This window comes from Flavobacterium sp. AC105 (assembly GCF_979258495.1).
On the sequence record NZ_OZ409860.1, the window covers coordinates 1,182,248 to 1,205,723 of the forward strand.

Below are 23,476 nucleotides of genomic sequence, written 5' to 3' on the forward strand. Positions count from 1 at the left end.
TGTTTATAAAGGGAAAGTGAAACTCAACTTAAAACCTTTTTTAGAATTATCGTCAAAAATAATAGTTCCATTTATAGTTTTAATACGGTTTTCCACATTTGCTAGACCATTTTTAAAAATTATCGAAGAATTTTCATTTCTGGTTCCGTTATCATTATAATCTACCGAAATATTTTTGTCGCTTATTTTAAAGGTAACACTTACTAAAGTGGCGTTGCTATGTTTTTTCAGGTTATAAAATAATTCTTGTAAAACCCGGTAAAGAATTATTTTTTTGTTTTTCTGGATTTTATTCCAAGCAATCAAATCAAACCCATTCAGTAAAATATGAATATCGGGTGTCTTAAATCCGGCAATCATTTCTCTTAAAGCAAAAGGATAATTTTCGTCTGTAGCAATTTGGCTGTTTTCTTTAGAAATATTCCGTGTTCGTGAATACATGATTTCTAAATTATTTAATAATTTTTCCTTGTTTGTATCAATTTCCAAATCTTTATGGGTAACAAATTGAAGTGTTTGATAAGCATCATTCGCGAGTTCATCATGTAATTTTTTAGATATTCGCATTTCGCTTTGATAGATTACCTCATTTTTTTCCTTTTTTTCTTTTGTTTTTAAATGAAAATAAAAGAATGTAATGAATCCAAGAATAAATGCAATTATAATATAAGAGATAATATTTCGTTTTTTCTGTCTTTCTAACTGTAATTCATATGTTACTTTTTGAGCTTTTAGCTTCAAATTTTCATCTTTCTCTGTTTTCGAAATATATTTAATATTTGTAAATTGGTTTTTTGCACTTTGTCTTGCACTTACAATACTATCTGCGAGTTTTATATAAGCTAATGAATATTGTTTTAAATCCTTTCCTTCACTACATTTAATTAATAAATTTAATGTGATAACCCGGTCAATAGCACTATTTAGTTTTAATGCATGATCGTAAGCTTTTCTAGCATAATCTCTGGATAAATTCGGGTTTGTTTTTTCAAAAAACAGAGAAAGATGTTTGTATGTTCCTATTAATCCCTCTTGTGTTTCTGGTTTTAATCTAATTTTTAAAGCTTCATAAAAACAATCTAATGCTTTTTTAGAATCGCCTAACTTGAAATAACAAAACCCCAAATTGTCTATTGCGAAAGAATAAATATTGTGATTTATAGCATCATATTTTGAAATATTTTTTTGTGTCACCAGTATTAAAAGTATTTTTTTTGCTTTCTTATACTTACGTTGGTTTATGTAAATTGAAGCAAGGTTATTTAAAGCAATAAATTTTCTCCATGTACTTGATTTTAGTGCTATTGCTTTTTTAAAGTATATGATAGCTGTAGCATTGTCATAACTATCACCATAATTAAGCCCCAATAAATTATAGACAATCCATGAATATCTGGGATTTTTGATCTGTTTTAAATAGGGCAATGCCTCTGTCGCATTCTCTTCACTAGAAATATAATTCCCCTGTTTTAGATAAAGTTCAGAAATACAGGATAGAGCATATACATAATCTATTGTATTTGTTTTTGGATTACATAATTTTTTTACTTTCGTAAAGACATATATGGCACTATCATTTTTATTGGTATCAAAATAAACATCTGCAATATCCGTGAGCCTTTTTATTTCTTCAGTATTATCCTTTTTTGCATGTTTTAAAGGTTTTTTGCTTTTATAAGAATAAAATAAAATTATGCTGCCTATTAATAATAGAGATAGAAATATCATGAGATACTTCAAGGCAGTTTTGTTTTGAAAAAAATAAAAAGTTTTGCTCATGATTATATTGGGAATTTAAAAAAGACTTTAAATCCTTTATTTAGTGCCGAATCGATATCAATTTCTCCTTTTATAGCCAGAATTCTGTTTTTAATATTATATATCCCGTTTTTAAATGTCATGTTACTAAGGTCAATACCTTTACCATTATCGGTATACGTAACAGTAATATTTTTATCTGTTTTTTTGAAATTTATACCAATTAAAGACGCATCACTATGTTTTTTTGTGTTTACAAGTAGTTCCTGTAAAACCCTGTAAACAGTTATTTTTTTGTTCTTTTCAATTTCATTCCACGAAATAGTTTCCAGGCCATTCAATAAAAGATTAAGGTTTGGATCGTTGAATTCCGAAATCATTTCTTTTAATGCAATACTATAATTTTCATTTGTAATAATGGTACTGTTTTCCTTTGAAATATTTCTTGCTCGTGAATAAATGATTTGTAAATTATTTAATAACTGGTTTTTATTTTCAATTAATTCAAGATCCCTATTTTGGGCAAAAGCCAATGTTTGATAAACATCGTTTGCGAGTTCATCATGTAGTTTTCTTGATATTTGCATTTCACTTTTATAGATAGCTTCACTTTTTTCTTTTCTGGCTTTAGAAGTTAAGCGAAAATATAGAATTGTAATCAGTCCAAAAATCACTGCAATTATTATAGAACAAATTATATTTCGTTTTTTTTGCCTTTCTAATTTTAATTCATTTTCTGCTTTTTGAGATTTTAGCTGTAGATTTTCTTGTTTATCAACCTTAGAATCGTATCTGATATTACTGAATTGATTTTTTGCAGTTTGTGCAGCCTTGTTTACACTATCAATCAGGTTAATGTAAGTTAGAGAATATTTCTTTAGTTCATTCCCGTTACTACTCTCAATTAATTGAGAAAGACAATTAATTTTGTCTGTAGCATTGTTAAATTCTGAAGCATTTTCATATCCTAGTTTTGCATATTTTTTTGCCAGTAAAGGATTGGTATTTTGATAAAATCTGGAAAAATGATAATATCCGGCAGACATTAAATAATCTTTTTTTGCTTGTAATCTTATTTTTAAACTCTCATTATAACAATCTAAAGCCTTTTTATCTCCTATTTTATAGTAACAATATCCTAAATTATCTAACAAAAGTGCATGTTGAGAATTATTAATATAATCATATTTTGATATTTTAGGATATTTAGCAAGAATAGAAAATAAATTAATTGCGTCTTTATATTTGTTTTGAGACATATAAACCAAAGCTATATTGTTTAGCGTATATGCTTTTCTATAAACACTTGTTTTTAATCGCAATGCTTTTTTTAAATATTCAAGAGCGTTATTATAATCAGAAAGACTATTATAATTGATGCCCTGCATGTTATATACTAGCCATGCATATCTCGTCTTTTTTATCTTTATTAAATAGGGCAAAGTCTTGGTCAAATTTGCTTCACTGCCAATATAATCACCTTTTATGTGCTGAATTTTTGCCATTGATGACAATGCATAAACATAATCAGTATAGTTTATTATAGGATCACAAAGAAACTGAGCCTTGTTATAATATATATAAGCACTATCTTTTTTTCTGCACCAAAATAAAAATTATCCGCTAAATCTATAAGTTTTTTTATTTCAGCAGCGTTATCTTTTGCTTTTAAGATTACAGGAATTTCTTTTCTATAAGAATTTAATAAAAGAAATAATCCGCCTAATAATAAAAACTGTACGAGTATAAGGTATTTTAAAATTGTTTTGTTTGGGATATAATGCGATACTTTTCTCATTTTATAATGGAAATTTAAAGAAGACTTTAAATCCTTTTCCAATACCTGAATCCACATCAATTTGCCCTTTTATGGCAAGAATCCTGTTTTCTACATTATGCAGTCCATTTTTAAAAGTTATATTATTTAGATCAATACCTTTTCCATTATCAGTATAAGTAACAATAACATTTTTATCTGAATTTTTAAAAGTAATGCCAACTAAAGTCGCATTACTGTGTTTTTTCATGTTTACAAGCAATTCCTGTAATACTCTGTAAACGGCTATTTTTTTATTTTTTTCAATTTCATTCCACCAAATTGTTTCTATACCATTCAATAATATATTAATATTTGGAGTATTAAATCCGGCAATCATTTCTTTCAGATAATAAATATATTCCTCTGTGGTAATTATTGGACTATTTTCTTTTGATATATCTCGCGTTCTTGAATATATTAAATCCAGATTTTTTAATAGTTGATCTTTGTTTTCTGCTAAAGAAAGGTTTTTATTTTCGGCGAAAGCCATCGTGTGATAAATGTCGTTAGCAAGTTCATCATGAAGTTTCTTTGCAATTCTCGTTTCACTTTTATAAGTCGCTTCAATCTTTTCTCTGTTTCCTCGTGAAGTCAAATAGAAATAAAGTACCAGAATAAGACTTAAACTTAATACTATAATAATATATGAAATGATATTTCTGTTCTTTTGCTTTTCTAATTGAAGCTCATTTTCGGCCTTATGCGTTTTAAGTTTTAGATTTTCGTCTTTCTCCTTTTTTGAATCGTATTTGATTCTTGCAAATTGATTTTTGGCTTTTTGTCTTACTTCAAAAATACTGTCTACCAGATTGACATAAATTATTGAGTACTTCTTTAATTCCTTATCAGAACTATTTGTCATTATTAGCTTTAAAGCCGATAATCTTTCATCAACAATGTTTATAATACTAAACTTTTCATAGCTTAATAACATATATTTTTTTGCTAGCAAAGGATTATTTTTTTCATAAAACTTTGCAAAATGAATATAACTTTTTCCTAAATCAAAAGGTTTCTTTTCCTTTTGCTTTATTTCAAGACTTTTATTAAAATAGTAAAGCGCCTTTTTAGAGTCGTTTTTTTTAAAATAGCAAAAGCCAATATTATCTAAGGCCTTTCCCTGAAATTCGTTATCCGCTAATACTTCTTTTTTTGTTATCAGTGAAAGAAAAATTTTAAGAGATTCATCGTATTTTCCTTCTTCTATTAATATAACAGCTATATTATTTTTAGCAGCTAATTTTCTCCATTCCTTTGTTTTTAATTGTAAAGCCTTTTGATTGTATAATATTGCGTTTTTATATTCGTAAGTGTTTAAGTAATTTGTGCTCAGGGTCACATAAGAGTTCCATATTTGAGCTGTTTTTTTTACATACTTCAGATACGGAAGAGCTTCAGTAATTGTGGTTTCACTTCCGGCATAATCACCATGAATTTGCTGAATCTCAGCCATACAGTTTGACACGGCAACATAATTGTCTGCATCAGTTATCGGATTACAAATAAACTTTGCCTTATTGTAATAATAAAAAGCACTATCTAGCTTATTATTATCATAAAATAGATTGTCCGCAATAGCGATCAGCCTTTTAACCTCGGCTTTTGTGTTCCTAGGTTTAATAGGATCATCATTCTTTTTTTGACAGGATAAAAAAATCAAAAAACTAAATATAATATATAAAAACGACGGTATTCTTTGTGGTATCATGCGCCAAAAATAAAGAATTTTAGCTTTGAAAAAAGAGTATAAATGTAGTATTTTGTGTATTTATCTAATTCTTTATTTTAGGACTTTGTTTTTCAGTATAAACAATGAAACCCTCATAATTGAGGGTTTTATCAAGAATATATATATGTAAATTATACAGCTCTCATTCCTGTAGTAATTGCAAGTCTGTTCCATGAATTAATAGTAATGATTAGCAAAATAATTTCTGCAAGGTACTTATCATCAAACAAGTTAGCGGCATTTTGATATACTTCTTCAGAAACATGATTGCTAATTAAAGTCACTTGCTCGGTTAAGGCTAAAATTGCTTTTTCTTCTTCGGTATAAACATCCGCTTCACGCCATGCACTTAACAAGTATATTTTTTGCTCAGTTATACCATGTTTTCTACCATCGGCAGTATGCATGTTGATGCAGTATGCACAGCCATTTATTTGAGAAGCGCGGATTTTAATTAATTCTTTATGTACAGGTGTTAATGAAGTGGTAGAAATGTATTTTTCTAAATTCATTAAGGCTTGATAAGCTTCTGGAGCAACTGCCGGAATAACGATTCTTGGTTTCATTTTTCTTATTTTTTAAAGTTTGATACAAAGGTCAGGGATATCAGCTTTAAAAAACTTGAACTACTTCAAGAAATAAACTTACACTTTTCCAGCTCTTATTTTACTCATAAACTCTGCAGAAAAATCGAGATAGGAGGCAAGCATGTATTGAGGAATACGCTGTACAAATTCCGGGTTTATATTATTAAAATGATGATATCTTTCTTCTGCTGACATAGTAAATAAAAATTTGATCCGCATTTGAGCAGCACCAAATGATTTTTGAGAAACAATTCGAAAGTAACGTTCCAGTTTCGGAATCTGAATCAAAAGAGATTCAAGGACAGGTTTTTCTATAGCAATAACATCGCAATTTTCAATGGCCTGAATGTAGAAATGAGAAGGAATATGATTGTGATAACTTAGATAATCAGTAATCCACCAATTTTCAATCCCAAACTGGAGTGTTTGCTCACTTCCTCTGGAGTTAATGATATATTGTCTCATGCATCCTTTAACGATAAAATACATTGTATTACAAACCTGGCCTTCTTGCAATACAAGTGTTTTCTTTTTGATTGCAGATAAGTTTAAACACGATTCAAGGATATCAATCTCTGAAGATTCCAGGACTGTAAATTTTTCTATATGTTGAATAAGCGATGTAAACATTTAGAGATATTGGTTTTTATACAAATGTACTTTTTATATTCAATTTTTAAAAGATAGAATTTTTGAAAAAGGTATAAAAGCAAAAAACCACTCGCAAAGCGAATGGTTTTTCTATGATAAGTAAGTAATCTTAAATTGAGTTTATAAAACGTTTATTTTACTTTATTAAGTATTGCTTTGAAAGCTTCAGGGTGGTTCATCGCTAAATCTGCAAGAACTTTACGGTTCAATTCGATTCCGTTAGCTTTTACTTTCCCCATGAATTGAGAATAAGACATTCCTTCCAATCTGGCTCCAGCGTTGATACGTTGAATCCATAAAGCACGGAAATTTCTTTTGTTTTGTTTTCTATCGCGGTAAGCGTAGCACATTGCTTTCTCTACTGCATTCTTAGCAACTGTCCAAACGTTTTTACGTCTACCAAAGAAACCTTTGGCTTGCTTCATTATTTTTTTTCTTCTTGCTCTTTTAGCAACTGAATTTACCGATCTTGGCATAATTTTAATGTGTTTTTGTAGCAGGCGTCCTGAATTAAATCAAAGGAACTTAAAAGCCATACTCCAAGGTTATTTAAATAATTTTTTAACCTAAAGAAATTCTCTAGTCAAATGTTTAAAGTCAAATGTCAAAAGCCAATTACTGACTTTAAACTTATAACTTTTTACTTTCGACTTATATTAGATAATTCTTAATTGTTGTTTGATGCTTTTCATATCTGTAGAGTGAACTAGCGCTGAGTGTGTCAAAGCTAATTTACGTTTTTTAGATTTTTTAGTCAAGATGTGACTTTTAAAAGCATGCTTTCTTTTAATCTTTCCAGAACCAGTAACTTTAAAACGTTTCTTGGCGCTAGATTTTGTTTTCATTTTAGGCATTTTTCCTAGTGTTTTAATTTATTCTTACTTACTTATATTTTCATTAGCTTTATGCTTTTAGGCTTTAAGCTTTAGGCAAACGTTTATGATAACAATTTGCTTAAAGCTTAAGGCTTATTGCTTATAGCAAATAATTATTTCTTCTTCTTCGGAGCAATGAACATAATCATTCTCTTTCCTTCCAAAACTGGCATAGCTTCCACTTTACCATGTTCTTCTAAATCGGTAGCCAAACGTAGTAATAAAATCTGTCCTTGATCTTTATAGATAATAGAACGTCCTTTAAAGAAAACGAATGCTTTTAATTTAGCGCCTTCTTTCAGGAACTTCTCAGCATTTTTTCTTTTAAATTCGTAATCATGCTCATCTGTCTGAGGACCAAAACGAATCTCTTTTACTACAACTTGCGTAGACTTAGCTTTTAAAACCTTATCACGTTTCTTTTGTTCGTAAACAAATTTCTTGTAATCCATGATTTTACAAACCGGCGGCTCAGCGTTTGGCGATATTTCAACCAAATCCAATTCGAATTGATCCGCTAAACGTAAAGCTTCTGCAAGCTTAAATACACCTGGTTCGATGTTCTCGCCTACTAGTCTTACTTCCTGTACACCACGAATATTATTGTTTATTCTGTGTGCATCTTTTTTTTCTACTCGAGGTTGATAACCTCTGTTGCTTCTTATTGCTATGACTTTATAATTTAAGTTAAACTGTAAAAACTTTTAATGTCTTTTTTATTTCTTCGTTTACAATAGCGACAAATTCATCAATTGTAACTGTAATATTTCCTTTTCCTTCTTGCCCGTGACGACGAATTGAAATCGTTCCGTTTTTCTCTTCTTCCTCACCAACAATCAGCATAAATGGGATTTTTTGCATTTCAGCATCTCTAATTTTCTTACCAATAGTCTCGCTTCGGTTGTCAATTAGGGCGCGAATTTCGTGATTTTCTAGCAAATCTAAAACTTTTTTAGCATATATTTCGTATTTCTCGCTCAAAGACAAGATTATAGCCTGTTCCGGCATCAGCCAAAGTGGGAAATTTCCTGCAGTATGTTCTAGCAAAATTGCGATAAATCGTTCCATAGATCCAAAAGGAGCTCTGTGAATCATAACAGGGCGATGTAATTCATTATCAGCACCTTTATAAGTCAATTCAAAACGCTCAGGAAGGTTGTAATCAACCTGAATAGTTCCTAATTGCCACTGTCTTCCTAAAGCATCCTTAACCATAAAGTCAAGCTTCGGACCGTAAAAAGCAGCCTCACCATATTCTACAACAGTATTAAGGCCTTTATCAGCAGCAGCATTGATAATTGCATTTTCTGCTTTCTCCCAATTTTCATCAGAACCAATATATTTATCTCTGTTTTCCTGATCTCTCAATGAAATTTGAGCTGTAAAGTTTTCAAAACCTAACGAACCAAACACATAAAGTACAAGGTCAATTACTTTTTTAAATTCCTCATCTAATTGTTCCGGAGTACAAAAAATATGCGCATCATCCTGAGTAAACCCTCTAACACGAGTCAAACCATGCAATTCACCAGATTGCTCATATCTGTATACAGTACCAAATTCAGCATAACGCTTAGGTAAATCTTTATACGACCAAGGTCTTACATTGTAAATCTCACAGTGATGAGGACAGTTCATAGGTTTCAATAAAAACTCTTCGCCTTCAGCAGGAGTATGTATGGGCTGAAAACTATCCGCACCATATTTAGCATAATGGCCAGAAGTAACATAAAGTTCTTTTTGTCCAATATGTGGCGTAACTACTTGTTCGTATCCGGCTTTCTTTTGAGCTTTCTTTAAAAACTGCTCCAAACGATCTCTAAGTGCAGCACCTTTTGGTAACCATAAAGGTAAACCTTGTCCAACTTTCTGAGAGAAAGCAAACAATTCAAGTTCCTTGCCTAATTTACGGTGATCACGACGTTTCGCTTCCTCAAGAAGTTCAAGATACTCAGTCAAATCCTTTTGTTTAGGAAAAGAAGTTCCATAAACACGAGTCAATTGTTTGTTTTTCTCATCACCTCTCCAGTAAGCACCAGCAACGCTCATGATTTTAAAAGCTTTGATAATACCAGTATTCGGAATATGTCCACCTCTACATAAATCAGTAAAAGTAGCATGATCACAAAACGTAATCGTTCCGTCTTCAAGATTCGAAATCAATTCAGTCTTGTAAACGTTGTCTTTATATAATTCTAAAGCATCAGCTTTACTAACCGGACGCATTTTAAACTCATGTTTGCCTCTTGAAATCTCAAGAACACGATCTTCGATCTTTTTAAAATCAGCATCAGTAATTTTCTGATCTTCAAAATCAACATCATAATAGAAACCGTTAGAAATCGCAGGTCCAAGAGTTAACTTAATTCCAGGGTACAATTCCTCAAGCGCTTGCGCCATTACGTGCGAAGTCGAATGCCAGAAAGCTTTTTTACCTTCCGCATCATTCCAGGTATATAAAATAAGACTACCGTCGGTCGTCAATGGAGTTTCGGTTTCAATTGTTGTACCATTAAAAGACGCAGAAATCACATTTCTTGCAAATCCTTCACTAATGCTCTTAGCAACCTCCATCGGAGTTATGCCCGAAGCAAACTCTCTAATTGACCCATCGGGTAAAGTAATCTTAATCATTGTTTATAATTTTGTGAATGCAAATATAACGCATTACAGAAATACATACAATACATATATTCATGTTTATACTATAATATGTAAGAGTAAATGTCATAATTATCTTCAAGCGTATTTTCTACTACTATATATAAAAGTACATCAGTAATCCAATTGAAATTTAGAACCCTGTTTACTCTTATATAATAAGTGTAATTTAGTGCACCTATATATAAGAATAGCTAATTTATCCTGCTGAGTGTCCTGATCCCGAAACTTCGGGACGGGAGAAGCATTCAAAGATTGGAATTTGGACTTGAGCGCTAGCGAAGAGGCGAAGCAATTTAAAAAGATTGTAATTTGAATAAGGAGCTATTTCCCGCTATCCGTTCCAATCTTTTGCTTTTAAAGAAAAAAGCAAAAGGATTTCCACTGCTATCGGGGCTAGGGCATAGGTTCCAAAAGAAAATCCTGGACAGGAGAATAAAATTTGGCGTCTTTGCGCCTTTGCGCGATTAAAAAAAACCAGGGCAAAGAAACTTTGAGCCTTGGTATTTCATGGCAAAACCCGAAAAGCCACCACAAACAGTCCAAACCCCAAAAGGGATAAAAAAAACTTTGCCCTGTAAAAAACATGATACCAATGAGTTATAAAAAAGATGGAAAATATATAATAAAAAGTCTTGTAAATGTAAATAAAGGTGGTACTTTTGCACCCGCAACAACGACAGACGTTCACTGAAATACTGACAGGCAAACGAATTTAGGATGAAAATTTTTTTTCAAAAAAGATTCAAAAAAGCTTGTGAGATTTAAAAACAGAAGTTACATTTGCACCCCGCAAAACAGGGAAAGTTCATTGAGAGATTGGCAAGGTTTGGAAGAAAAAAAGAAAAGAAATTTTCTTTAAAAAACTTCAAAAAACATTTGCTAGATTAAAATAAGTTTTCTACTTTTGCACCCGCTTTGAAACACAAGCGAAACAAGATTGAAAGACACGTTCGTAGACATATTGAATTGACAGCCGCTTTAACAGAGATGTTAGAGCAAAAGAATAAGAGTAAAGGAATCGCGAGATTCGAGAAGAACCGATAGAGAAGCATCGCATAATAATTAGTTCCGATTTATCGGAACACACAATATACGATGAAGAGTTTGATCCTGGCTCAGGATGAACGCTAGCGGCAGGCTTAACACATGCAAGTCGAGGGGTATGTTTCTTCGGAAGCAGAGACCGGCGCACGGGTGCGTAACGCGTATGCAATCTACCTTTTACAGAGGGATAGCCCAGAGAAATTTGGATTAATACCTCATAGTATATAGACTCGGCATCGAGATTATATTAAAGTCACAACGGTAAAAGATGAGCATGCGTCCCATTAGCTAGTTGGTAAGGTAACGGCTTACCAAGGCTACGATGGGTAGGGGTCCTGAGAGGGAGATCCCCCACACTGGTACTGAGACACGGACCAGACTCCTACGGGAGGCAGCAGTGAGGAATATTGGACAATGGGCGCAAGCCTGATCCAGCCATGCCGCGTGCAGGATGACGGTCCTATGGATTGTAAACTGCTTTTATACGAGAAGAAACACTGCTTCGTGAAGCAGCTTGACGGTATCGTAAGAATAAGGATCGGCTAACTCCGTGCCAGCAGCCGCGGTAATACGGAGGATCCAAGCGTTATCCGGAATCATTGGGTTTAAAGGGTCCGTAGGCGGTTTAATAAGTCAGTGGTGAAAGCCCATCGCTCAACGGTGGAACGGCCATTGATACTGTTAAACTTGAATTATTAGGAAGTAACTAGAATATGTAGTGTAGCGGTGAAATGCTTAGAGATTACATGGAATACCAATTGCGAAGGCAGGTTACTACTAATGGATTGACGCTGATGGACGAAAGCGTGGGTAGCGAACAGGATTAGATACCCTGGTAGTCCACGCCGTAAACGATGGATACTAGCTGTTGGGTGCAAACTCAGTGGCTAAGCGAAAGTGATAAGTATCCCACCTGGGGAGTACGTTCGCAAGAATGAAACTCAAAGGAATTGACGGGGGCCCGCACAAGCGGTGGAGCATGTGGTTTAATTCGATGATACGCGAGGAACCTTACCAAGGCTTAAATGTAGATTGACCGTTTTGGAAACAGAACTTTCGCAAGACAATTTACAAGGTGCTGCATGGTTGTCGTCAGCTCGTGCCGTGAGGTGTCAGGTTAAGTCCTATAACGAGCGCAACCCCTGTTGTTAGTTGCCAGCGAGTCATGTCGGGAACTCTAACAAGACTGCCAGTGCAAACTGTGAGGAAGGTGGGGATGACGTCAAATCATCACGGCCCTTACGCCTTGGGCTACACACGTGCTACAATGGCCGGTACAGAGAGCAGCCACTGGGCGACCAGGAGCGAATCTATAAAACCGGTCACAGTTCGGATCGGAGTCTGCAACTCGACTCCGTGAAGCTGGAATCGCTAGTAATCGGATATCAGCCATGATCCGGTGAATACGTTCCCGGGCCTTGTACACACCGCCCGTCAAGCCATGGAAGCTGGGGGTGCCTGAAGTCGGTGACCGCAAGGAGCTGCCTAGGGTAAAACTGGTAACTAGGGCTAAGTCGTAACAAGGTAGCCGTACCGGAAGGTGCGGCTGGAACACCTCCTTTCTAGAGCCCCAATTGTTAGCAGTAATGCACGATGGGGAAAAAAGATGTTAATCTTGAAGGTTCTGAATCACAAAATTTCATTACTCTTGCTGTTAGTTCAAATAATAAATTTTAAGTAAAACAGAGTCTCGTAGCTCAGCTGGTTAGAGTACTACACTGATAATGTAGGGGTCGGCAGTTCGAGTCTGCCCGGGACTACTTTTTAAATTGTTGATTATAAATTATGAATTGTAAGTTATAAGAAAAAACAACAAACTAAAAAGACTGCAAACTTAAAAAAAAGGAAATTTTAGAAGTTGAAAGATTAAGAATCAAAAAGTTCATAATTTTTAATTCACGATTTTTAATTTTTAATTAAAAAGGGGGATTAGCTCAGCTGGCTAGAGCGCCTGCCTTGCACGCAGGAGGTCAACGGTTCGACTCCGTTATTCTCCACTGATTTACTATAAAGATAGTAAATAAAAGTTCATTGACATATTGAGATAAGAAAATAATAAAAAGTAGAAAGCGTTTTTTACAATTTATTGTAAAAGACAAAAAAAAACGGTCATATTAATTTATGATTGGTACAATAAGCAAAATAAGGGCGTATGGGGGATGCCTTGGCTCTCAGAGGCGATGAAAGGCGTGATAAGCTGCGAAAAGCTACGGGGACGGGCACACACCGATTGATCCGTAGATACCTGAATGGGGCAACCCACTATGTTGAAGACATAGTACACCGATAGGTGGGCAAACCCGCTGAACTGAAACATCTAAGTAGGCGGAGGAGAAGAAAACAAAAGTGATTCCGTAAGTAGTGGCGAGCGAACGCGGATTAGCCCAAACCAGTGTTGTTACGGCAATGCTGGGGTTGTAGGACCACGATATTTTATGTACAAGGAACCGGAAGTTGCTGGAAAGCGACACCAAAGAGGGTGATAGTCCCGTATGGGTAACGAGTATAATAGATAGTGGTATCCTGAGTAGGGCGGGGCACGTGAAACCCTGTCTGAATTTGGCGGGACCATCCGCTAAGGCTAAATACTCCTGAGAGACCGATAGTGAACCAGTACCGTGAGGGAAAGGTGAAAAGAACCGTGAATAACGGAGTGAAATAGATCCTGAAACCATACGCTTACAAGCGGTCGGAGCCCTTTCGTGGGGTGACGGCGTGCCTTTTGCATAATGAGCCTACGAGTTAACGTTGCTGGCAAGGTTAAGTGGTTAAGCCACGGATCCGTAGCGAAAGCGAGTCTGAATAGGGCGCTTTAGTCAGTAGTGTTAGACGCGAAACCGTGTGATCTACCCATGGGCAGGATGAAGCGCTGGTAACACAGTGTGGAGGTCCGAACCGGTTGACGTTGAAAAGTCTTCGGATGACCTGTGGGTAGGGGTGAAAGGCCAATCAAACTCGGAAATAGCTCGTACTCCCCGAAATGCATTTAGGTGCAGCGTTATGCGTAAAGTTATATAGAGGTAGAGCTACTGATTGGATGCGGGGGCTTCACCGCCTACCAATTCCTGACAAACTCCGAATGCTATATAATGTTTCATAACAGTGAGGGCTTGGGTGCTAAGGTCCAAGTCCGAGAGGGAAAGAACCCAGACCATCAGCTAAGGTCCCCAAATATACGCTAAGTTGAAAGAACGAGGTTTGTCTGCCCAGACAGCTAGGATGTTGGCTTGGAAGCAGCCATTCATTTAAAGAGTGCGTAACAGCTCACTAGTCGAGCGGACGAGCATGGATAATAATCGGGCATAAGCGTATTACCGAAGCTATGGATTTAGAGTTTACTCTAAGTGGTAGGGGAGCATTCCAGCAGGGTTGAAGGTGTATCGTCAGGTATGCTGGACCGGCTGGAAAAGAAAATGTAGGCATAAGTAACGATAATGCGGGCGAGAAACCCGCACACCGAAAAACTAAGGTTTCCACAGCTATGCTAATCAGCTGTGGGTTAGTCTGGTCCTAAGGCGAACCCGAAAGGGACAGTCGATGGCCAACGGGTTAATATTCCCGTACTACTAATTACTGTGATGGGGTGACGGAGTGATGAAAGCGCCGCGAACTGACGGAATAGTTCGTTGAAGTACCTACCTATAAGATGCGCAGGCAAATCCACGCGTCTTGGGGAAATACGATAGTACTCGGCGTCTTCGGACAAAGAGATAGTGCGCCTAAGGGCTTCCAAGAAAAACCTCTAAACTTCAGGTAATTAGTACCAGTACCGTAAACCGACACAGGTAGTTGAGGAGAGAATCCTAAGGTGCTCGAGAGATTCATGGCTAAGGAATTAGGCAAAATAGACCCGTAACTTCGGGAGAAGGGTCGCCCTGTAGCAATACAGGGCCGCAGTGAAGAGGTCCAGGCGACTGTTTATCAAAAACACAGGGCTCTGCAAAATCGTAAGATGAAGTATAGGGCCTGACACCTGCCCGGTGCTGGAAGGTTAAGAGGAGATGTTATCTTCGGAGAAGCATTGAATTGAAGCCCCAGTAAACGGCGGCCGTAACTATAACGGTCCTAAGGTAGCGAAATTCCTTGTCGGGTAAGTTCCGACCTGCACGAATGGTGTAACGATCTGGACACTGTCTCAGCCATGAGCTCGGTGAAATTGTAGTAACGGTGAAGATGCCGTTTACCCGCAGTGGGACGAAAAGACCCTGTGCACCTTTACTATAGCTTAGTATTGACCTTGGATAAATGATGTGTAGGATAGGTTGGAGACTATGAAGCGTCGTCGCCAGGCGTTGTGGAGTCATTGTTGAAATACAACCCTTTGTTTATCTGAGGCCTAACCCCGTTTTGCGGGGGACATTGCTTGGTGGGTAGTTTGACTGGGGTGGTCGCCTCCAAAAGAGTAACGGAGGCTTCTAAAGGTTCCCTCAGTACGCTTGGTAACCGTGCGTAGAGTGCAATGGCATAAGGGAGCTTGACTGAGAGACATACAGGTCGATCAGGTACGAAAGTAGAGCATAGTGATCCGGTGGTTCCGCATGGAAGGGCCATCGCTCAAAGGATAAAAGGTACGCCGGGGATAACAGGCTGATCTCCCCCAAGAGCTCATATCGACGGGGGGGTTTGGCACCTCGATGTCGGCTCGTCACATCCTGGGGCTGGAGAAGGTCCCAAGGGTTGGGCTGTTCGCCCATTAAAGTGGCACGCGAGCTGGGTTCAGAACGTCGTGAGACAGTTCGGTCTCTATCTACTGTGGGCGTTAGAAATTTGAGTGGATCTGATTCTAGTACGAGAGGACCGAATTGGACAAACCTCTAGTGTATCTGTTGTCCCGCCAGGGGCACCGCAGAGTAGCTACGTTTGGAAGGGATAAGCGCTGAAAGCATATAAGCGCGAAACCCACCACAAGATGAGATTTCTTTTAAGGATCGTGGAAGATGACCACGTTGATAGGCTATAGATGTAAAGGCAGTAATGTCATAGTCGAGTAGTACTAATAATCCGTAAGCTTATGTACACCCTTTTCCTCCCGTCCAAAAGACGGGAGGAAGAAACTTTCTAAAAATAATAAATAAAAATATTTTTCTTTATCTCAGTATGTTAAGATATTTGCTCGACGCGAGCAGTCTTTAAGTCGAAAGATTAAAGTCATAAAGTCAAAAGACTTTTTTACTTTAAGACTTGTGACTTTAGACTAACAACCTTAAGGTGGTTATTGCGGCGGGGCTCACCTCTTCCCATCCCGAACAGAGTAGTTAAGCCCGCCTGCGCAGATGGTACTGCAGTTATGTGGGAGAGTATGTCGTCGCCTTTCTTTGAAAAACCCTATTCTAACGAATGGGGTTTTTTGTTTTATAAAAATTTTTGATTTTATTCGGTTTTTATTTTTCTTCTCTTTTGGAAAATAAACTTCTTTTACGGATCAGGTTCAAAAGTTGGGGATTAGGCAAAAAGATTAGATAATCTGAATAAGAAGAAATCTATATTTCTGACTCCTCTAAATTGGGATCTAAAAGCTTTAATTTTTGCATTAAAAGATTCTGCTGAAGCATTTGTACTTCTGTTGTCAAAATAGTTTAAGATTGACTGGTAATTAAAAGTTATGGTATTGAGTAAAATATTAAAGTTTTTAAAACCTGATTCCTCTACGTTTTTGTACCAATGCGCCAGTTTGGTCATGGCAATATGCTTGTCATTATTGTTGTTATAAATCCCTCGAAGTTGTTGACTTAGATTATATGCCTGCTTTATATCAGGATATAATTCAAATACCATTTTTGCTCTTTCTTTTTGACTATCAGTCCATTTTTCCCGAGATTTATAAAGTAGATACCTGCTTCTTGCTAATAACTGTTTTACAGAATCTCCGTTGGGTAATAGCTCTTGAATGTATGTTTTGTTTTCTGATTTTGCCTGCAGGATCAATTGATTCTCAAAATCCATGGCTTCCCATCGATGTTTGATCCTGATTTCTTGTAATGCTTCCAAAGCTAATTTTTGAACATGAAACCTATCGGTCACCTGTATCGCTTTTGGGAAACATCTTTTTGAGATCAGTTTCATAGAATTAGCCATATCGAGTGTTATTTCTTTTACCGAAGCTCTCTTTTTATAGTCAATTTTGCTGATATGCTCTATTACCTGATCTGCTTTAGTTCCAGAGATAATAGCCACTAAAGAACCTTTCCTGCCTTTGAATTTCTTGTTGGTGACAATAGTATAAAGTTCTCCTTGAGACAAAGCTACTTCGTCAATCGATAAATGCGACCCCATATTTTCAGGATAAATAATCCATTGGTGGGCATGTTTGCGTGAAATCCAGGTACTAAAAGAACTCAGATGTTTTTTATATTGTCTTTGAAGTTTTTTACCGTTGACTCCAAAAAAGCCTCCAATGGTATTACAATCTGTAGCACTCTTATCGATTAATTTCTTTTAAAAAAGTCGCAAACTCCTGAGTCATGCGTGTTCCTTTGGCTACTAAAGCCCAATCTCTTTTAATAATCTCTGCAGTGCTTTTGTTAGTCCAGCGACGTCTTTTGATGTGCAAATAGACCAACTTACCTCTTAAAGGAAAATCCTGAATGGTAACTTCGTCCAAAAAACCTTTGGATACCAATTCAACAGATGCAAATTCTTTTGGAATAGTAGATTTCTCTTCAAAATACAAATGCAGATTTTCTTCCGAATTTTTAAATGAGGTTAGGTTAAAGTTTTCAATTAAAAACTCAGGCAATATTAATTTCAGCAGTTCTATATACGATTCCAATTCTAAACTATTTTTTTACAAATATCCGAATTCTTAATTAGTTCTCCCCAGGTTTTGTTCTTGATCCTAAACTTCTCTTACCCGGATTTTGTTTAGGGATGGAAGCCTTTTTGTGACAGCCTAAACTTCTTGTCCTGACCAAAAATTTGCTCACAAAAAATTTAGCGAACAGCCCGGCCCATAGGTGAACGTCATAAGTAACATTGGAATAATTTTCTAAATCAGTTCTGTTAAATAAAAGTCAATTTTGTGTTTTAAATTATCGTCAGTTAGACTTTTAAGATGCGAATCTGTATTTTTGTATTAAATATTATAATTTAAGTATGAAAAAAAGTATCGTATTGTTGACATTGTTTGTGATCTCAAATTTAAGTGCTCAACAACGCCCTAAGTTGGTTGTAGGAATTGTAGTTGATCAGATGAAAATGGAATATTTATATCGGTTTTCAGATGATTTTTCACCTAACGGATTTAAGAGATTAATGAATAATGGATATACTTTTCAGAATATGCATTATAATTATATGCCCACTTATACTGCACCGGGACATGCTTCAATTTATACAGGTACTACACCAGCTACACACGGAATCGTTGGTAACGAATGGTTCAGCAGAACACTTGGTAAAAGCATGTACTGTACAGATGATGCTTCAGTAAAAACTGTTGGAGACGGAACTGTTGAAGAAGGAGCAATGTCTCCAAAAAATCTTCAGAGTACTACTATTACAGATGAAGTGAGAATGGCAACTAATTTTCAAGGAAAAGTTATTGGCATAAGCCTTAAAGATCGTGGTGCAATTTTGCCGGCAGGTCATTTTGCAAACTGGGCTTTCTGGTATAGCAAAACCGGTTCTTTTATATCAAGTACTTTCTATGGTGAAAAATTACCTGATTGGGTTACTCAATTTAATAATGAAAAGCATTATCTGCCTTACATTAATAAAGGTTGGGACTTATACAAGCCAGCTTCAACTTACAACGAAAGCTTGCCGGATAATAATCCGTATGAAGGGAAATTATACGGAAGTACTGCTCCGGTTTTTCCATACGATTTAAAAACAATGTATGAGAAAAATGATGCTGGAATATTAAGAGCAACTCCTTATGGGAATGATTTATTAGCTGAATTTGCAAAAAAAGCTATTGAGAAAGAAGAACTGGGAAAAGACAATATAACCGATTTCTTAACGGTTAGTTTTTCTTCTACAGATTACGTTGGGCATTTATTAGGACCAAGATCTATAGAACTACAGGATACTTATTTAAGATTAGATCAAACTATTGCTGACTTTTTGACTTATTTGGATACAACTGTTGGTAAAGGAAATTATCTTTTATTTTTAACAGCGGATCATGCGGGTGCTGAAAACGTAATCTACTTGAAAGACCATAAATATAATGTTGATAATTATCCTTCAAAAGATGTTAAAAAGAGTTTACAAGATTTCTCAACTAAAACATTTGGAGTTGACTTAATTTTAGATTATTCAAATTTCAATATTTTCTTTAATAAGTTGATTATAAAAGATAAAGGCTTGGATTTGGTAAAAGTAAAACAAGCTTTCAAGGAGTTTTTAATTTCTCAGCCACAAGTTAAACGAGTATATACTGAAGAAGAAATTTTAGCGAATTCAGGAAATGATTATTATTTAAATTTTGTTGCAAAAGGTTATGATGTTACTCAGAATGGTGATATGGTTATAATCGATAAACCTGGGGATATTGAATACTCAACCACTGGAACTTCCCACGGAACGCCTTATAGTTATGATACTCACGTACCAGCAATTTTCTTTGGATGGCATATTAAAAAAGGAGAATCATACGATAAAAAAGCAATTACAGAAATCGCTCCAACAATCGCTCAGAAAATTAAAGTCAGTTTCCCAAATGGAACTGAAGCAAAAGTATTGCAGGAAGTTTTAGATGAGAAAAATGACAAAAATGAGAAAAAATAGTTTTCTCCATTTTGTATAAAATATAAACCTGTCATAATTTATGGCAGGTTTTTTTATACTTAAAAAAAAGGCCTTTCAATTAAGAAAAGCCCTTTAATTAGTGTTTAGTAAGCACTTATTACAATGTTAGCACTATGCGTTTGCTAACACTATTTCTTCGTTAAAAGGAAGATTCCAAGCTTCAGCAACTCCTTTGTAAAGAATTTTTCCATTAGCTATATTTAATCCTTTTTTCAATTCTTCATTTTCATTACAAGCTTTTTCCCATCCTTTATTGGCTAATTGTACAGCATATGGTAAAGTAGCATTTGTTAAAGCTAAAGTAGAAGTGTAAGGAACAGCTCCTGGCATATTAGCCACACAGTAGTGAACAATATCATCAATAATAAAAGTTGGATTTTCGTGAGTTGTAGGCGTACAAGTTTCAATACAACCACCTTGATCTACGGCTACGTCAACAACAACAGTTCCCGGACGCATTAATTTTAGCATATCACGAGTAATTAAGTGAGGCGCTTTTGCTCCAGGAATTAAAACTGCTCCAACAATTAAATCAGCATCTTTAATTGCTCTTGTTATATTATAATGGTTAGACATTTCTGTATTTACATTTGCAGGCATAATATCATCTAAATGACGTAAACGTGGCAAACTTAAATCCATAATAGTTACTTGAGCACCAAGACCAGCGGCCATTTTTGCAGCCTGAGTTCCTACGATTCCTCCACCTAAAACTAATACTTTTGCTGGTGGTACACCCGGAACACCACCTAAAAGAATTCCTCTTCCTTTTAATGGTTTTTCCAAATATTTTGCTCCTTGTTGAATTGCCATACGACCAGCAACTTCAGACATTGGAACTAATAATGGCAAACTACGATCTGTTTTTTCAACAGTTTCGTATGCTAAACATACAGCACCTTTTTCAAGCATCGCATGAGTTAATGGTTCTGATGAAGCAAAGTGAAAGTAAGTAAAAAGTAATTGATCTTTTTTGATTAAATCATACTCAGATGCAATTGGCTCTTTTACTTTAATGATCATATCTGCAATAGCATATACTTCTTCAATAGTTCCTAAAACTACTGCACCTGCATTTGTATATTCCTCATCGCTAAATCCGCTTCCTAAACCTGCAGTTGATTGAACATAAACAACATGTCCATTATTTTTCATTTCTGAAACACCAGCTGGAGTTAAAGCAACACGGTTTTCGTTATTCTTAATTTCTTTTGGAACACCTATTATCATTTGTATATTTTTTTTGATTTCTTTAATTGTTTTACAAATCTACAGATAGAGAATATATTATTGATAATAGGTGCATAAATAAGAAAATATTATTTTATTTTGTATTTTTACAGGAAAATATTCTGTTTAAGGCTGTTGGTATTTGTCTAAAGAGAAAAAATGACTGATTTTTAATTATTAAAGAAAACGTTTTCGTTATGGCTTTAGATGAAATTGACAAAAAAATCTTACGACTTTTACAGGAAAATGCACATTACACTTTAAAAGACATTGCGAACAAAATAAATTTGTCTTTAACTCCTGTTCATGATCGTGTAAAACGCCTTGAAAAAGAAGGTGTTATTGAAAAGTATGTTTCTATTTTAAACAAGAAAAAACTAGGTAATAATCTTACAGTTTATTGTCAGGTTACATTGACTAAACAAACCTACGATACTTCTGAAGGATTTAATCAATCTATTTTAGATTTACCAGAAGTTGTTGAATGTAATTATGTTTCCGGCAACTTTGATTATATGCTTAAAATTATCATCCCGGATATGGAAAGTTATCATCATTTTCATCAAAAAAAATTATCCATTCTTCCTGAAGTTTCTCTTATAAATACTGTTTTTGTAATCTCTGAAGTAAAGAGTACAACAGTTTTGCCTATTTAAAACAAACAAAAAACCACCAAGAATACTTGATGGTTTTAAGAAAGTGGTTTTGGTTGTATTTAGTTAATAGTAAGTAAAACGTCTTACTTTGGCAATGTATTTAGCCAGACGAATTACTTGGTGACTATATCCATATTCGTTATCGTACCAAATGTAAAGCACAATATTTTTTCCGTCTTTTGAAACTATAGTTGCATTGCTGTCATAAATTGAAGGGGCAGATGTGCCTACAATATCTGATGAAACTAATTCATTATTCAAAGAATATTTTATCTGCTCTACCAATTCTCCTTCAAGAGCATATTTTTTCATGATTTTATTTATTGCAGCAATAGAAGTTGCTTTTTTAACTTCTAAATTTAGAACAACTAAGGAGCCGTTTGGAACCGGAACACGAATAGCGTTCGAAGTTAATTTTCCTTCCAAAGAAGGCAATGCTTTTGCTACAGCACTTCCGGCACCAGTTTCGGTAATAACCATATTTAAAGCTGCAGCTCTGCCACGGCGGTATTTTTTATGCATATTATCAACCAGATTTTGATCGTTTGTATAGGCATGAATCGTTTCTAAATGTCCTTTTACAACTCCCAGAGTATCTTCAACAGCTTTTAAAACCGGAGTTATTGCATTTGTTGTGCAAGAAGCAGCCGAGAAAATATTTATTTCATCAGGATTATATTCGTTGTGATTTACACCGTGAACAATATTTGGAATTCCTTTTCCAGGTGCTGTCAATAAAACTTTGCTAACACCTTGTGAGATTAAATGTCTTTTTAAAGCTTCTTCAGTAGTAAAAGCTCCGGTATTATCAATTACCAATGCATCATTTATGCCGTATTCCGTATAGTCAATTTCTTCTGGAGAATTCGCCGTAATGATGTGAACGGTAGTTCCGTTTATAATTAAGGCATTATTTTTTGAATCAGCAATTACAGATCCCTGAAAATCTCCGTGAATAGAATCATAACGCAAAAGAGAAGCTCGTTTCTCTAAAGTTGATGCATCATTTTTGTCGCGGGTTACAATTGCTCTCAATCGCAATTGGTTTCCTTTTCCGGTTTTCGACATTAATTCTCGCGCCAATAATCTGCCAATTCTACCAAAACCATATAAAACAACATCTTTTGGTTGAATTTCTTCTGATGATTTGGCTTTTTTCAATTTGTCGATTACAAAATATCTGGCATCCGGATATTTTTCATCTTCTAAACGATATTCATAAGTCAGTTTTCCAAGATCTAATTTCGCAGGCGGAAGATCTAACGATAAAATAACTTTTGCGATTTCAACCGAATCAAAAATGGTGATAGGTTTGCCTACAAATTCACCTGCATATTGATGCAAATTGATAATATCGCTGACATTTTTGTCCAATAATTGATTTTTAAATAAAACCATTTCTATGGATTTGTCATACCATAAATCGCTTATGATTTTTATTAATTCGACGCCAGCTCTTCTTCGGTCGACTTGTAATGATACCTCTTTTTGGTACAAAGATTTGTTGCTCATAATTGATTAAATTGAAAATAGAAATACACGAATATTTTTAAATTTGGCGCAAAAGTATCTATTTCAATCGATTTCGTAAACTATTTTGTGATTTATTTTTGAAAATAAAAAAAGCCGCCTTATTTCTAAGATGGCTTTTGAAGTTGTAAATTTTAAAGTTTTCACTCGCAGTCTGAGTTTTCAATTTTGGACAAAAAACG

Annotated in this window: 16 protein-coding genes, 2 tRNA genes and 3 rRNA genes; 7 read left to right on the forward strand and 14 right to left on the reverse strand. The window is 35.1% G+C overall.

Going from position 1 to position 23,476, the window contains the following annotated elements; genetic code table 11:
• Positions 1 to 3: 3 nt before the first annotated feature.
• From ACZ0AH_RS05325 to thrS, 10 genes are all read right to left on the reverse strand, one after another.
• Entirely contained in the window at positions 4 to 1,779 is a 1,776-nt protein-coding gene (locus ACZ0AH_RS05325; protein WP_463474802.1) for a tetratricopeptide repeat-containing sensor histidine kinase, read from the reverse strand.
• Positions 1,780 to 1,781: 2 nt separating this feature from the next.
• Complete coding sequence (locus ACZ0AH_RS05330; RefSeq protein WP_463474803.1) at positions 1,782 to 3,263, reverse strand: tetratricopeptide repeat-containing sensor histidine kinase; 1,482 nt, start codon at positions 3,261 to 3,263, stop codon at positions 1,782 to 1,784.
• A gap of 35 nt (positions 3,264 to 3,298) precedes the next feature.
• Positions 3,299 to 3,556, reverse strand: a complete 258-nt coding sequence (locus ACZ0AH_RS05335) for a hypothetical protein (protein ID WP_463474804.1) — start codon at positions 3,554 to 3,556, stop codon at positions 3,299 to 3,301.
• 1 nt (position 3,557) lies between these two features.
• Positions 3,558 to 5,030 carry an ATP-binding protein gene (locus tag ACZ0AH_RS05340; protein ID WP_463474805.1) on the reverse strand — a complete coding sequence of 491 codons (1,473 nt, stop codon included), beginning with the start codon at positions 5,028 to 5,030 and terminating at the stop codon, positions 3,558 to 3,560.
• Between the two features lie 407 nt (positions 5,031 to 5,437).
• Positions 5,438 to 5,872: a carboxymuconolactone decarboxylase family protein gene (locus ACZ0AH_RS05345; RefSeq protein WP_463474806.1), complete on the reverse strand. Its 435-nt coding sequence runs from the start codon at positions 5,870 to 5,872 to the stop codon at positions 5,438 to 5,440.
• A gap of 78 nt (positions 5,873 to 5,950) precedes the next feature.
• Positions 5,951 to 6,523, reverse strand: a complete 573-nt coding sequence (locus ACZ0AH_RS05350; RefSeq protein ID WP_463474807.1) for a Crp/Fnr family transcriptional regulator — start codon at positions 6,521 to 6,523, stop codon at positions 5,951 to 5,953.
• A 152-nt stretch (positions 6,524 to 6,675) separates the two neighbouring features.
• On the reverse strand, positions 6,676 to 7,020 hold the full coding sequence (gene rplT, locus ACZ0AH_RS05355; RefSeq protein WP_007810721.1) for a 50S ribosomal protein L20: 345 nt from the start codon (positions 7,018 to 7,020) through the stop codon (positions 6,676 to 6,678).
• Positions 7,021 to 7,200: 180 nt separating this feature from the next.
• Positions 7,201 to 7,398 (reverse strand): 50S ribosomal protein L35, encoded by a 198-nt coding sequence (rpmI, locus tag ACZ0AH_RS05360; RefSeq protein WP_007810722.1) that lies wholly within the window; start codon positions 7,396 to 7,398, stop codon positions 7,201 to 7,203.
• A 134-nt stretch (positions 7,399 to 7,532) separates the two neighbouring features.
• On the reverse strand, positions 7,533 to 8,084 hold the full coding sequence (infC, locus tag ACZ0AH_RS05365) for a translation initiation factor IF-3 (RefSeq protein WP_072974136.1): 552 nt from the start codon (positions 8,082 to 8,084) through the stop codon (positions 7,533 to 7,535).
• A gap of 22 nt (positions 8,085 to 8,106) precedes the next feature.
• Complete coding sequence (gene thrS / locus ACZ0AH_RS05370; RefSeq protein ID WP_463474808.1) at positions 8,107 to 10,053, reverse strand: threonine--tRNA ligase; 1,947 nt, start codon at positions 10,051 to 10,053, stop codon at positions 8,107 to 8,109.
• A 1,122-nt stretch (positions 10,054 to 11,175) separates the two neighbouring features.
• Between thrS and ACZ0AH_RS05375 the strand changes: the two genes are divergently transcribed.
• From ACZ0AH_RS05375 to rrf, 5 genes are all read left to right on the forward strand, one after another.
• Positions 11,176 to 12,689, forward strand: a 16S ribosomal RNA gene (locus tag ACZ0AH_RS05375).
• A 124-nt stretch (positions 12,690 to 12,813) separates the two neighbouring features.
• Positions 12,814 to 12,887 (forward strand) — tRNA-Ile (locus ACZ0AH_RS05380).
• A 163-nt stretch (positions 12,888 to 13,050) separates the two neighbouring features.
• A tRNA-Ala gene (locus tag ACZ0AH_RS05385) sits at positions 13,051 to 13,124 on the forward strand.
• A gap of 134 nt (positions 13,125 to 13,258) precedes the next feature.
• Positions 13,259 to 16,144, forward strand: a 23S ribosomal RNA gene (locus ACZ0AH_RS05390).
• Positions 16,145 to 16,331: 187 nt separating this feature from the next.
• Positions 16,332 to 16,441, forward strand: a 5S ribosomal RNA gene (rrf, locus tag ACZ0AH_RS05395).
• The 16S, 23S and 5S rRNA genes sit together here with 2 tRNA genes alongside, the layout of an rRNA operon.
• 128 nt (positions 16,442 to 16,569) lie before the next feature.
• Here rrf and ACZ0AH_RS05400 read toward each other — a convergent pair.
• Positions 16,570 to 17,553 (reverse strand): ISAon1 family transposase, encoded by a 984-nt coding sequence (locus ACZ0AH_RS05400; protein WP_463478089.1) that lies wholly within the window; start codon positions 17,551 to 17,553, stop codon positions 16,570 to 16,572.
• A complete protein-coding gene (locus ACZ0AH_RS05405) occupies positions 17,546 to 17,896 on the reverse strand; it encodes an ISAon1 family transposase N-terminal region protein (RefSeq protein ID WP_463474809.1) in 351 nt (116 codons plus the stop codon). The genes ACZ0AH_RS05400 and ACZ0AH_RS05405 overlap by 8 nt, the downstream gene beginning before the upstream one ends.
• A gap of 323 nt (positions 17,897 to 18,219) precedes the next feature.
• On the opposite strand from ACZ0AH_RS05405, the gene pafA reads away from it, so the two are divergent.
• Complete coding sequence (gene pafA, locus ACZ0AH_RS05410; RefSeq protein WP_463474810.1) at positions 18,220 to 19,857, forward strand: alkaline phosphatase PafA; 1,638 nt, start codon at positions 18,220 to 18,222, stop codon at positions 19,855 to 19,857.
• 132 nt (positions 19,858 to 19,989) lie between these two features.
• Here pafA and ald read toward each other — a convergent pair whose 3' ends face one another.
• Positions 19,990 to 21,108 (reverse strand): alanine dehydrogenase, encoded by a 1,119-nt coding sequence (gene ald / locus ACZ0AH_RS05415; RefSeq protein WP_463474811.1) that lies wholly within the window; start codon positions 21,106 to 21,108, stop codon positions 19,990 to 19,992.
• 197 nt (positions 21,109 to 21,305) lie between these two features.
• On the opposite strand from ald, the gene ACZ0AH_RS05420 reads away from it, so the two are divergent.
• Positions 21,306 to 21,764, forward strand: a complete 459-nt coding sequence (locus ACZ0AH_RS05420; RefSeq protein WP_213260277.1) for an Lrp/AsnC family transcriptional regulator — start codon at positions 21,306 to 21,308, stop codon at positions 21,762 to 21,764.
• A gap of 63 nt (positions 21,765 to 21,827) precedes the next feature.
• On the opposite strand, the gene ACZ0AH_RS05425 is transcribed toward ACZ0AH_RS05420, so the two are convergent.
• Positions 21,828 to 23,276: a glyceraldehyde-3-phosphate dehydrogenase gene (locus ACZ0AH_RS05425; protein ID WP_463474812.1), complete on the reverse strand. Its 1,449-nt coding sequence runs from the start codon at positions 23,274 to 23,276 to the stop codon at positions 21,828 to 21,830.
• Positions 23,277 to 23,476 lie beyond the last annotated feature (200 nt).

Excerpts from the sequence above, each read along its gene's own strand:
- ACZ0AH_RS05425 (WP_463474812.1), bottom strand. The coding sequence starts at position 23,276 with ATGAGCAACAAATCTTTGTACCAAAAAGAGGTATCATTACAAGTCGAC.
- ald (WP_463474811.1), bottom strand. The coding sequence starts at position 21,108 with ATGATAATAGGTGTTCCAAAAGAAATTAAGAATAACGAAAACCGTGTT.
- thrS (WP_463474808.1), bottom strand. The coding sequence starts at position 10,053 with ATGATTAAGATTACTTTACCCGATGGGTCAATTAGAGAGTTTGCTTCG.
- ACZ0AH_RS05330 (WP_463474803.1), bottom strand. The coding sequence starts at position 3,263 with ATGGCAAAAATTCAGCACATAAAAGGTGATTATATTGGCAGTGAAGCA.
- rplT (WP_007810721.1), bottom strand. The coding sequence starts at position 7,020 with ATGCCAAGATCGGTAAATTCAGTTGCTAAAAGAGCAAGAAGAAAAAAA.
- ACZ0AH_RS05325 (WP_463474802.1), bottom strand. The coding sequence starts at position 1,779 with ATGAGCAAAACTTTTTATTTTTTTCAAAACAAAACTGCCTTGAAGTAT.
- ACZ0AH_RS05335 (WP_463474804.1), bottom strand. The coding sequence starts at position 3,556 with ATGAGAAAAGTATCGCATTATATCCCAAACAAAACAATTTTAAAATAC.
- ACZ0AH_RS05420 (WP_213260277.1), top strand. The coding sequence starts at position 21,306 with ATGGCTTTAGATGAAATTGACAAAAAAATCTTACGACTTTTACAGGAA.
- pafA (WP_463474810.1), top strand. The coding sequence starts at position 18,220 with ATGAAAAAAAGTATCGTATTGTTGACATTGTTTGTGATCTCAAATTTA.
- rpmI (WP_007810722.1), bottom strand. The coding sequence starts at position 7,398 with ATGCCTAAAATGAAAACAAAATCTAGCGCCAAGAAACGTTTTAAAGTT.
- ACZ0AH_RS05345 (WP_463474806.1), bottom strand. The coding sequence starts at position 5,872 with ATGAAACCAAGAATCGTTATTCCGGCAGTTGCTCCAGAAGCTTATCAA.
- ACZ0AH_RS05350 (WP_463474807.1), bottom strand. The coding sequence starts at position 6,523 with ATGTTTACATCGCTTATTCAACATATAGAAAAATTTACAGTCCTGGAA.
- ACZ0AH_RS05340 (WP_463474805.1), bottom strand. The coding sequence starts at position 5,030 with ATGGCTGAGATTCAGCAAATTCATGGTGATTATGCCGGAAGTGAAACC.